An 11386-nucleotide genomic window follows, 5' to 3' on the forward strand; every position below is an offset into this window, starting at 1 on the left:
TCTGCTGTGCATCAGCAGTCCGGGGAGCGCGAATGATCGTCCAGCCCGACAGGTCTTTGCCGTTGAAGATCGGTACAACTTTGAGCGGTCGCAACGTGAGCGTTCGCAGGCCAACACTTCCGGCCAGGCGGATGCGGAACCCCTGCTCGCCGTCCACGCGCGTCGCGAAACGCCCTGGGGTAACTTCAATCGTCCTGTCGCCCACCACGATCTTCCCCGCCCGAACTACATCTGCCCGGATCTCGCTTGATCCAAAGTAAATCGTCGTTTCTCCCGCAATCAGCGTTTCGCCGGCGACGATGCTCCCATTCCATCCAAACGTCGTTCGACCGTCGAACAAACTGATCCAACCATCGTTTGCTTCCTGGGCCGTGAGACCATGTCCATACTCCGCGCTGGACGACTTGGGACTCGTATACGGCCTATCGGCTTCCACAGCCAAGAGCACAAACGGCAGGCACAGCGTGATGGGATTCATGGCAACCCTCGAACTAGGGTGAGATTCTTCAAGTTCGCCCGTCGCCGTGACTGGCAAATCACTTGCCCGGTTGTGCAGGCACCGTCGCCGGACGTTTGTACTCTGCCGGAAAGTCCAATACCTGGCCTTGCGCGAGCAGCCGCGCTCGCAGCACGGCATAGTCGAGCTGTTGCACATCCTGGTTGCTCTTGGCCGTCAGCGCCGCCGCGACTCCGGCACTCTGGCCGATCGTCATCCAAGCCGGTTCGACGCGAATGGAACAATAGGCGACGTGCGTTGCCGACAGGGCGACCGGCACCAGCAAATTCACGCACTCCGCGGCTCGGGGCGTGATTGCTCGATACGGCACCTGATACGGCGGCCCGGCCCGCTCGTTCCGGTCGAAGCGAAACGGAAAAATCGTGCCTTCGTTGATGACTTCGTCCTGGCCGCGTGCCACGCGCCGGCAATCGTGCGAATCGATCGGGAAGGAAACCAGCGCGATGGCATCCGGCTTGATGTTCGTACTGAGGACGTCGGCCTGCGTCAACACGTACTGGCCCCGCATTCGCCGTCCTTCGCGAACGTAGAGTTGCGGTGACCAGTGGCCGTACTCGGCAAACTCGTCTTTGCACAATCCGTACTTCGCAACTTGCTGGCGAATCGCCGCCGGCACCGCCCGGTCGGTCGTGAAGAAGTGAATCAATTCGAGCGTATACTGCTTGTGCGCTTCCCAAATCTGGCGACGACCTTCGGCGTCGGCCTCGCACCAGCCGTTGCCGCCTCCGACAATGCCCATCGAAAACTGCTTGCCGATGCCGTTGTTCGCGTCGGCCTTGTCGCCAGGTAGCGGATACAGGTCCCACGGCAAGTCGGGCTTCGCGACCGCGAAATAATGCCGCACCGCCTCAAATTTTGCTGGATCGTAATGCGCGGGCTGCGGAAACGGCACACGGTTGGCCTCATTCGCGGTCACGCACAGGCGAAAACTGTAGACCATTACGTTGCGGTCGCCGGCATCGTCGGGCCCAGGGTCGGCGGCAGTGATTAGCGGCAAGAGTTTCCCTGCGGCGTCGAAGCCCGAGAAAGGCATCGGCTTTTTCGGGTACTGCTTGCCCGCGAACGGTTCGTGGAACTCGTTGCGCCCTTCACGACCGATCGTCCACGTTACGCCCGCCGCCGCCATGAGATCGCCTTCGTAGGTGGCATCGACGAAGGTGCGCGCCGCGAACCGACGCCCGCTGTCGGTTTCAATCCACTTGATCCGCGCGCCGTCTTGATTGACGTCTTTCAGCTCTTGCTTGATGTGAACCGTCACGCCCGCTTCGCCGAGCATCGCGCTGGTAACACGGGCCGCCACGTACGGCTCGTACGTCCAGGCAACCTGGTTCTTTTCGCCAACGGCATAAGGCAGCTTCACGCCGCGTTGCTGGTAATCGCGCTCGATGCGCAGATGAAATTCTTCGAACAGGCCCCGCAGCGCTGTGCGCCACATCTGGTTCGAATCACTGAAGCAGAGCCCGCCCGTATTGACGCCGCCGACGTGCGCGGTCGGTTCCACGAGCACGACCTTCGCCCCCTCGCGGGCCGCAGCGACGGCCGCACACACACCGGCGGGCGTCGCCCCAAAGACGACGACATCGGCCTCCGTCAGCGCGGGCTCGGCATACAGCGCGCCGACGGACGCCCAACAGACGACCGAAGCCCCCAACGCGATTCGCGACAGACCACGCGTCAACATCGCTGCAAAATCCTCGATCGCATTCCCCGCGCCCGAACCGCCGCCGGCTCCCAGTCATCCCGGCCCGATTATGAACCGTACAACCAGCCCGGCCAACGGGGCAAATCGTAAACGATCGCGCCAAACTCAGGGCATCGTTGCCGGGCTCAGCGATTGATGTGAGTGATCGGCCCCCGATTCAGTTTGGTGGCCGAAGAGAGGAGAACGGGGCCATGCAGTGCCGGCTCGCTGGAACGAGGAATCCGGTGACATCACCGGATTTCTCGAGTTCCTGGGGCCGCACCGCCAGCAAATAGCCTAAATTAAGGCTTCGGCAGGCTCTAGATGAAGGGTCCCTGGGTCGACGCGTATCGAACCGCTTTAGGGGCCTCGTCAGGGCATGCGAGAGAGGAGATCCTAGCGGCACTCAAAAGCTACCTTGCCGCATGAGAATTGAGCCGGATCTTGTAAATGGCGCCATTTCGCCATTTGCCAATTCAGGTCGGGCCCGGATGCTTACGCCATTTTTTCTCCTACAGGCGAAGGTTGCAACGGTGGCCCGCCCCGTTAAAGTCATGAGTGCGATGCTTCCTGCGTGTCTGGGTGTGGCCGAGGCACCGGTTATGGTGAGCGATTCCCGCAATGAATTTTTGGTTCTCAGCCGGGAGCTGGGGACGATTTCGGCCAAATGGGCCGCAATTGAAACAGAGTTCACCGGTCCGGCCCCCAAGATGCCATGCACATCGGATGAGTGGGTTGAATCGACCGAGCTCAATCTGGTGATGCGCCGAGATGAAGATGAAACAGGATTGCGAGGCTTCACGTCGGCGTGGCATCGAACAATAACCCAGGTTCGCAGCCTCCTCCTGGGACAATTTGCATCTTGGGCGACCAGGGTGGTGTCAACCCACGGCGCTGACTATTTCCAACGACGCGATATTCCTGATCCTCCAATTCACCGCTTGCCGCTGGCCAGCCGAGACACAGAAACCGCAACTGCATGGCTTACAGGTACGGCCAACGCCGATGAAGCTGGCTGCCGTATTATTTTTTGGATTGCAGCGTACCAAGATGCGAGGGGGTTGCGGCGATCCCAAGAGATCACACGGCTGGTTTTCATGTGGGCGGGCGAAGCTGTAGATTTTCACGCCCCCGACCAAGAACCGCGCTCCCAAGGCGACCGATTAGGTGAATTGTTCGGGCTGTGTTATCCAGCGCGAGAATTGATGGCCTGGGTGGAGCAGGGGCTTGTAGCACTGTACCGGTGCGAAGCCACCGCCGTCGATCATGGGATGACTAGCAAATATAAGATGCAGAAACTCGACTCTTCAACGATTGTAGTGCGATTTGGCGACGAGACCGGAACAATTAAGGGTAAGCAGGCGGTCCGCCTGAGCACGCTAATCCGGCAGGGAAGGATCGACGTTCTCGAACTAGCCGGGGATCTCGACCTGGCTGGTTCGAGTGGTTCGGTGCATGCGCCTTCGGATGTTGAGAGTTCCTATATTTTGGACCCGTCAATGACTGGCCAAGCGAGCACCAGCGCGGCGATTCGGGGTGAACTGCAACCACTCTACGCTCGGCTCAACGAACTGAAGCACGAGATAGAAGATGCAACGAGCGATCTCGAGCGTAGTGAGCTGGAGGACGAGAGGCAGCAGCTGCAGCGGAACATGAGCGCAATTCTTAGACCGCTTCAATCGCAAATCGGCAAAGCGATAGCGAGAGTCAAACGAGGATTTCGACAAGTGGCAGAAGACAGCGCAAAGCGTATGCCCAATTTTGCAAACCATATCCGCGAGGCAATGGATTACGACGAGGTCAGGGCCCAATTCACCTATCTTCCACCGATTTGCCCGGAATGGGAATTCGACGGCTTCGATTAACGGAGCGGTTCTTTCCACAATCGGAGAGGTTTTGTCCCGCTTAGATGGTGTTGGTCACCACCACCACCACCACGCGGAGCAAAACCGTGCGAGATCTGACCGTAGGCGAGTGCGCCCGCCAGATTGGGGATAATGCTGGCACTTCGGTGCCGCCGCACGTCATTTCGTCGCTCTTCTACAAACGGGTGCTTGACGGCGAACTCTGTCCCGTCGTGAGCCGTTGCCGGCGGATCCCTCCCAGCTACGTTGCGACCATCGAGTCCGTCCTGCGTACTCGTGGGCTGCTGCCTCCGGCGGAGGCTACGCCGTGCCAGTAAAGCGCGACCGCGATCCTAGCATTGACGCGGTGCGCGAGTTCTGGCAACGACGCACGAACCGCATGATATCTACCGATGATGCCCGTGAGATCAAGCAGAATCTGGCTGGTTTTTTCGCCGTACTGCGGCGCTGGGAATTAGCGGCGCAGCGATCAGCGGAGACTTTCGACCCACGACAGCAACCCGACATACCTGGCGGGACTGGCGAATGAGCGACGTAGAAGGGATCGACTGTGTTCAATTCTCCTAGCCCGGCATCGCTGAACAACAGCAAAAAAAACTACCGCGGCGCAGACGCGGATGCTGCTGCCAACCGCCTGCTGCTATACAGCCACGGTCAGGCGCTCCAGCCGCAGGCCGCACGTCCGATGCCGCCAATTCCACCGGGTGCTGGCTACTGCATCCGTTGCTACATGCCGATGCTGCTATACACGTGGCGGATCTTCGCCGACGGCACCAAGCACATCGCAGTCCGCTGCGCGTATTGCCACGCGTTCAACGGATGGGCGGCGCAGACTCCGACGAACATTGCGCTGGCTAACTGGTCGTCCCCTTCTGGCAACGTGGGAGGATAATCCACGAGCCTGAGCGAGCCGCGTGCAGATGATGTCGGCGGTCCGTGGGCGGCCGAGATTTAGTGATCTGGACTGAAGGCACTTTGTCAACCGCGCCAACGACTGAGGAGAGCGGTCCACCTCAAGGACCTGAGCTCATAACTCCTGCATTCCAAAGGCGCTATGGTTCAAAAGCTGGCAGGCTGCAGGCGTGCAGCCGATCGCAACAATCGCGCCCGCCGGGGTTGCCGCCCCGGCGGGTGAACCAAAGGAAACGATGTCGACTAATTCTACTGATTCGGGCCAGATAAACAATAATGGCCACGTTCCTGCGCAAGCGCGTTGGGGTGCGACGTCGACAGACCGCTTTCCAGCACTGCCAAAAGAACTTCTCAACTACGCACTGCGGGCGGTTGTTCGGCATGACACGCTTCGCGACGCGCTACAGGTCGGCAGTGTGGGCGAGGACACGCCAGTTCCCGCCGCGATGATCGCAAGTGAGCAAGGCTTGCATGGGCTGCTCTGGGATGCCTGCGCTTTTTGCCACCGCCAGCATGGACATCTTGACGACCGGGAGCTGCTCTACCTAACTGCTGTCGAGTTGCAGACTGGCTCTCTCGACTACCCGCAAGTCACAGGCAACGAAGTAGGGGCGTTGGTCAACTCCTTTTACTGTGGCGCTCCGCCTGATGCAACGGCGGGCCGCCAAGCCATTGCCGATGTGCTCGTACACTACTTGGCGGATCGGGTCGATGCCCAGGCGTGGGCGGACTGGGCGGAAGAGCACGGCGAGCCGCCCCGGCAGGTTCTGGTGGGCGTCCAACAGATCCGCCAGGAGATAGAGGACTTCCGCGCCGGCGCCGAGCGCTCTGGGCCGTTCAGCACGGTTGAATTCCGGCAGCGGACGCAGACCCGCGAGGAGATTATCGGTGACGTGCTGGTCGCCCACCAGCTCGCGGTAATCGGCGCGGCCACCAAATCGCTGAAGACACTTACGAGCCTGGACGCGGCGATCTCGATCGCGACCGGTACGCCCTGGCTAAGCTACGAATACTGGTCATGTTCTCGCCCTCGCCGCGTTGGTTTTTTCTCGGCCGAATCCGGAGCCGAAACACTGCTGCATAAGCACGATGTGATTGCGGCCTCCAAGCGTAATCGCCTAGCCTGCGATCAGCGCATGACCTTCGAGGCGCTCCTTGGCGCGAATATTTTTTGGGACGACCAGGTTCCCGACCTGAGTGATCCAGCATCCGTCCAGCGCCTCCGCCAGATCATCCTCCGTGAGCACCTCGAAGTAGTCTTCGTCGACCCGTTGAGCATGGCCATCGGCTCAGCGGCGAAGGACTTGGCCAACATGGCAGTTGCCGGCCAGGTAATACTCCGCGCGGCCCGTGTCTGCCGGCAGGCCGGCTGCACGCTGGTGCTGGTGCACCACACCGCGGGCGACCGCACGCGTTTATCCAGCGAACGGGCCCGCAGCCCGCTCGACCTTACCGACATCGCTTACCCGGCAATCACAAATCACGCACGGCAGTGGATCACCTTGAACCGCGCTGAGCCCTACGACGAGTTGACACGGCAGAGTGTCCTCTGGCTGCGCGCCGCCGGCAGCGGGCTCCAGGCGGGTGGAACCTTCCGCGTCGCCATCACGGAGGGGCGACGGCACGATCTCTGGCAGGTCGATGTCGAAACCGAGACGCAATACTTCGAGCGGCAGCAGGGGCAACGCGAGCACGACCAGCGACTATTGGGTCGAGAGCACGAGAACAGCATCTTGCAGTACCTAGAGCACCATCCGGGGGCCACGATCAATGCCATGAGCCGTGATGCTGAGCTGCCCCGCATCGGTGCGACGCAACTAGGGCGACTCCTGCCCGAGTTGCAGAGGCGCCAGGTTGTGCGGTGCGAAGACGTGCGGCGCAACGGCGGAACGAACAACATTCGGCGATGGTATCGGGTTGGACTGTCGGCCGGAGGTTCGACGAGCAGCGGGGCAGCTGTAACTGGTGGGGGAGATGTGGGTAGGGCGGGTGAGGATTGATTTTTGAGGCGCACGATGCGCGCAGCCTGCGCGCATGCGCGCTCCGTGGACACTATGGCGGGCACAGCGCGCAGCATGGGTGCCTATGGTAATAGGCACCCTGCTGCGCCGCCTGCCTTAGTGGATATGCTCCCTGGAGATCAACCATGTACGAAAACGAGACACCCCCCGACACCTCGCCTGGCATTATGGCCCCCGGGCTAACGGTAGCCGCCGTCCTAGCGAAGGCTCATGCCTACGTGGCCGCCGGGCTATCCGTCATCCCGGTGAAAGCTGATGGAACCAAGGCACCGGCATGGCAGCTGTTGCCCCAAGCGTGGAACGACGTGGAGCGGCGTCTGAAGCATTCGTGGAAGCCGTTCTTAGAACGGCGGCCGACCTCGGCCGAAATCAACGCATGGTACAGCGACCTCGGCTGGGCGACGTTCTACGGCATCGCTGTCGTTGGCGGAGCGGTCAGTGGCGGATTGGAGATCATCGACCTAGATACGATCGACTTGGTCGAACCCTGGGCCAGATACGTGGAAGAGCGCATTCCGGGGCTGCTTGACCGGTTAGTGTTTGTCGAGACGCCGCGGCCGGGCATGCACGCCTATTTCCGCTCCGTTGCCGGGGGCGGCAGCCAGAAACTTGCACGCACAGTCATCGATGATCCGTCTACCGGCAGGAAAAAAAATAAGACCCTCATCGAGCTCAAGGGCGAAGGCGGCTACTGCCTCGTGCCACCGTCGCCACTTGGGTGCCATCCCAGCCGGCGGCCGTACGTATTCGTTAACGAGAAAGATCTCAGCCAGGTCCCCACCGTCACGGTGTCCGAGCGGGCCGTTTTGTTGGATGCCGCGAAGGCTCTGGATAGGCCCTTGCGACCAGCTCTGAAACTGGCACGCAGGCCAAAACGTCGTAGGCTCGTCAACTGCAGTCGGCCCGGTGATCAGTTCAACGCGTATGCAACCTGGGCCGAAATTCTAGAACCGCACGGCTGGACCCTGGTCGGAGTCGATGCGGGTGGCGAGGAGCACTGGTGTCGGCCGGGCAAGAATCAGGGCCAGAGCGCAACCGCGAACTACGCCGGGCGAGATTTGCTGCATGTGTTTTCCGAAAATGCCGAGCCCTTCGAGGCCGGCCGCTCTTACACCAAGTTTTCCGCATTCGCAATTCTAAACCACCGCGGCGACTTCAAACGAGCGGCGGAGAGCCTCCACCGGAAAACCATCGGCAGCGCTCGATCGTATGGCCGAGCACTTCATCGTCGGGGATCTATTCGAGGATTCCTCGGGCGGATGAGTCTCTAACTCGATCCACCACAGCTTTCTTGGAGCAAAGATTTGAACACGAACATAACAGAACACGGCAAATTGTCAGCTGCGCCGGCCAGCAACTGCAGGCCCGCTCGAGGGCTGATGGACAACAAACCGAGGGCTGGACAACGTGGAATCCCGGAGTGGACGCGGCAAACGGCTATCGAGGAGCTGCCCGAAGACCTACGCCCGAAATTCAAAAAGCTGAAGAAGATCTTCGATGAACGCTGGAAAATAAGTCTGCACTCGTACTATACGATCGGAGAAATCCTGCGGGACTGCCGGATAGAGACCGAAGCGCTAGGAAAGCGCTTTCGGCTCATAAGCCAAATGCAGTTTTTGGCGGACGCGTTAACTGTTGAAATTCAGCAGCTGAGAACCCCACAGCGTCTCGCACATACATACAGCGAAGCGGAGTATCGTTCCCTCGTCCAGCATCCCGAGATCACCTGGGGACACATCCTGCATTTGATCAGTGTGCCCATAGCAGCTGAGCGAGATAAGCTGGCCGCCTGCACTATTGCCGAGAAATGGAGCCCACACCGGCTGCGGAACGAGATTCTCGGCCGGCCAGCGGCCGATAACGCTCAGCGCACACCCAAGCCCCCACGGAGCGTAAAGGCCGGCTTCGAACAGGCTATCCGCATGGCGAAGTCCCTATCCAGCATCTTCGATCGAGCTTTTTTCAGCGACACCTACGATTTGACCACGCGCATTCTCGAAATGTCCCCGGATGATGTAACCGCGGGGACGGAGCAGCAGGTTAGAGAGGCAATCGAGACACTTGCCCACCTCTCACAAACTGCCGGCGAGAACAGTCGGCGTCTACTCGAGGCCTTGGTTTGGATCGAGATGGTGCTCAAGCTGCGAAACTCGATGCCTGGAATCGCTGGCCAACTCGATATCGACCAATGACGACGGTGACGACCCGCCAATTCTGCGGGGTGGCCGGCAAAAAAGAGCGTCACGTGCCACCGGTGAAATCGCAAGGAAGAAGCAGGCTGCTCTCCTCATCCGGGCCCTGGAGAAATTGGCCAATTATCCCAACGGCTGTGTGCCGAGGTCAGATTCCTCAGCGTGGATCGACCTGATCCTGGGCCCATCGTCCTTCGAGGAGAGCACGGTCCCACCCCCAGTTCATGGTACGGTGAAGGGGGCAGACGCTGGGAAACCCAGCCCATCCGTACTCGAGGACCTAAATTTAGACGGTGGGCTAAAGGTCCATAAATTTGATCCAACCCTGTACCGACAGCAGTTTTGTGCCAAACTGGCTGCGTTTCTGTATCCCGCTGGCAGGGGGAATGGTGGGTGGCAGCCGGATGAGATGCGAGTTGCGGCACCCAAAACCGCCGCGGCGGGCAGCATGGCCAGCGTGGAAATGCCCCTATTAAATCACAGCGTGGCGCCGACCAACGGGGCAACCTGCAGACTCGGCTTACGCCCCAGTGGCCATCGCGCTTGGCATGACACACCCTCGCCCGCCCGGGAGGGCAGCGTGCGGTCAGTCCATCCCAGGCCGCACGCCCAATTACGAGGTGCCGGCACATACGGTGTCCCGGGGCCGAGCTGGGACAACGGACCATTGCGCCGGACCGCCGCCCCCCTGGCGGCCTACAACCGGGCGCCCGTGCTGGCCGCCATGTCGCGAAAAGTCAACGCAAAGCCGGTTTCGGCGCCGCCGGTGAAGGAGCCGGCGCATGCATCGGTACAAGAGTTACAACGGCGAAAATCACCGGGATTATGGCTGTACGCGGGGCGCCGAATGCGATATTCAGCTCATATGCTTAGCGAGTATGCCATAAACGTCGTCATGGCCCGTCGATGCGTGGACGGTTCGTTCATGATCCTTGACGGCGTGATCGGCGGCTCGTTGGGCGGTGTAAGCCACCAAATCGCACGACTGGTTTCTGGCCCTGACACCCCCCACCGCCCCTCTGCCGCGTGGAACTTGATGTAGCCGGCCACCAGTGCTCCGATAACAGTGAAGATAGGCCGGGACCAACGCAATGCCGCGGCATCCTGAGGGCCTATGGAGCTTTGCGCTGAGAGTTCACTGAGTAGCTGCGGGTGCTCTAGCGTAGATCGAGGATGACCGGCTCGATCCGCAGACCGCTGCCCCGGCTGGCCGGTTCCGCAGTAGTGGTCTCGCTGGGACTTCAGATAATCCTGTAACTGGCCGACACCTTGGTGGAAGGGCTCGCCGGTGTCTCGGCGGCGGAAGCCCGGCGGTTGCAAGTACGCGAAGCCACGGGCCGCTTGCGGCTGGCAGAAGCCGAATATCGGGCGCGGCGAGCGCGGCAAGATCACCCCCGCCTAGTGCTCGTGGCGACACAGAAGCCAGCAACTTGCAGGCGTGTTTGACAGGGTTACGCGCTGAACTGGCGGATAGCAGCCTGAAGCTGGGCCGTAAATCATTCCGGACGGTGCAGGGGCCGGCGCCATTCTCAGTGGCGATGGCAGCATTGACCTCCTGCCGGATCCTTACCGCCATGCCTGCTGTGCCAGTTGCGCGGCGGCCTCCGACGGAGAGCCGAGAACGGCGACTTGCAGGCAGGCGACCACCGACTGTTATGACGAGCGGTCGTGGCCATCTTGCGCGCGTCGGTGGATCGCACCTCCGCGCGCAAAGGTCGGCCGATTTATCGGACCGGGCGGCAGGATTTGAACCGGGCGGCGAAATTGACGCAACCGACACCAGGGATTGCGGTTGCGAATTCTGCCAGGGATACCGCGCTGCACGGGCGCTGCAAACCGGGCGCTCCAACTGTGTCGATTTGGCGTTGCTTGACGCCGAATTGCAGCAGCTGATTTCGGCCTGGAGCCGATTGTCGATCAGAATTCGTCGAGCCATTATGGCGCTGACCGCGGTGAAATAGTCCTGGCCCACCGACGATAATCAGCCAAGTCGCCGCAGAGTGCGTTGCTTGGGTACTCCGCATGTGAATTGCCGAGCGGCGCAGGACGACTTTTTTGACGGTCCCCACGGTCGATGTGCGCCGCCGAGCGGTTAATTAATAGTACTTGTTTACCGCGGTGGGCACATTTGGCAGTGCAAGCTTTGGGCTGCTAGCGTAATTTTCGTCGTAGAGCCAATATGGCGACGACGAGCGATG

8 protein-coding genes are annotated in these 11386 nt (G+C 60.7%); 6 read left to right on the plus strand and 2 right to left on the minus strand.

The genetic code is table 11. From position 1 onward, the window contains the following. Together VGG64_18655 and VGG64_18660 are read right to left on the minus strand one after the other, a co-directional pair. A partial coding sequence (locus tag VGG64_18655; GenBank protein ID HEY1601628.1) for a hypothetical protein occupies nucleotides 1-478 on the minus strand: 478 nt, incomplete at its 3' end. A gap of 58 nt (nucleotides 479-536) precedes the next feature. Next, nucleotides 537-2198, minus strand: coding sequence for an FAD-dependent oxidoreductase (locus tag VGG64_18660; protein ID HEY1601629.1), 1662 nt, complete (start codon nucleotides 2196-2198; stop codon nucleotides 537-539). 425 nt (nucleotides 2199-2623) lie between these two features. Here VGG64_18660 and VGG64_18665 point away from each other — a divergent pair, with 425 nt between their 5' ends. The 6 genes from VGG64_18665 to VGG64_18690 all read left to right on the plus strand — a co-directional run bounded on the left by VGG64_18665 (nucleotide 2624) and on the right by VGG64_18690 (nucleotide 9188). Beyond that, the gene (locus tag VGG64_18665) at nucleotides 2624-4063 is read left to right on the plus strand and encodes a hypothetical protein (GenBank protein HEY1601630.1); all 1440 of its coding nucleotides are present in this window, start codon (nucleotides 2624-2626) and stop codon (nucleotides 4061-4063) included. A gap of 307 nt (nucleotides 4064-4370) precedes the next feature. After that, on the plus strand, nucleotides 4371-4592 hold the full coding sequence (locus tag VGG64_18670) for a hypothetical protein (protein ID HEY1601631.1): 222 nt from the start codon (nucleotides 4371-4373) through the stop codon (nucleotides 4590-4592). Nucleotides 4593-4613: 21 nt separating this feature from the next. Continuing rightward, nucleotides 4614-4955 (plus strand): hypothetical protein, encoded by a 342-nt coding sequence (locus VGG64_18675; protein HEY1601632.1) that lies wholly within the window; start codon nucleotides 4614-4616, stop codon nucleotides 4953-4955. Nucleotides 4956-5211: 256 nt separating this feature from the next. Next, nucleotides 5212-6975, plus strand: a complete 1764-nt coding sequence (locus tag VGG64_18680) for an AAA family ATPase (protein ID HEY1601633.1) — start codon at nucleotides 5212-5214, stop codon at nucleotides 6973-6975. Between the two features lie 239 nt (nucleotides 6976-7214). After that, a complete protein-coding gene (locus VGG64_18685) occupies nucleotides 7215-8267 on the plus strand; it encodes a bifunctional DNA primase/polymerase (protein ID HEY1601634.1) in 1053 nt (350 codons plus the stop codon). 108 nt (nucleotides 8268-8375) lie between these two features. Further along, nucleotides 8376-9188 carry a hypothetical protein gene (locus tag VGG64_18690; protein ID HEY1601635.1) on the plus strand — a complete coding sequence of 271 codons (813 nt, stop codon included), beginning with the start codon at nucleotides 8376-8378 and terminating at the stop codon, nucleotides 9186-9188. Nucleotides 9189-11386 lie beyond the last annotated feature (2198 nt).

It is taken from the genome of Pirellulales bacterium (genome assembly GCA_036490175.1).
In the GTDB taxonomy this organism is placed as follows: Bacteria; Planctomycetota; Planctomycetia; order Pirellulales; family JACPPG01; genus JACPPG01.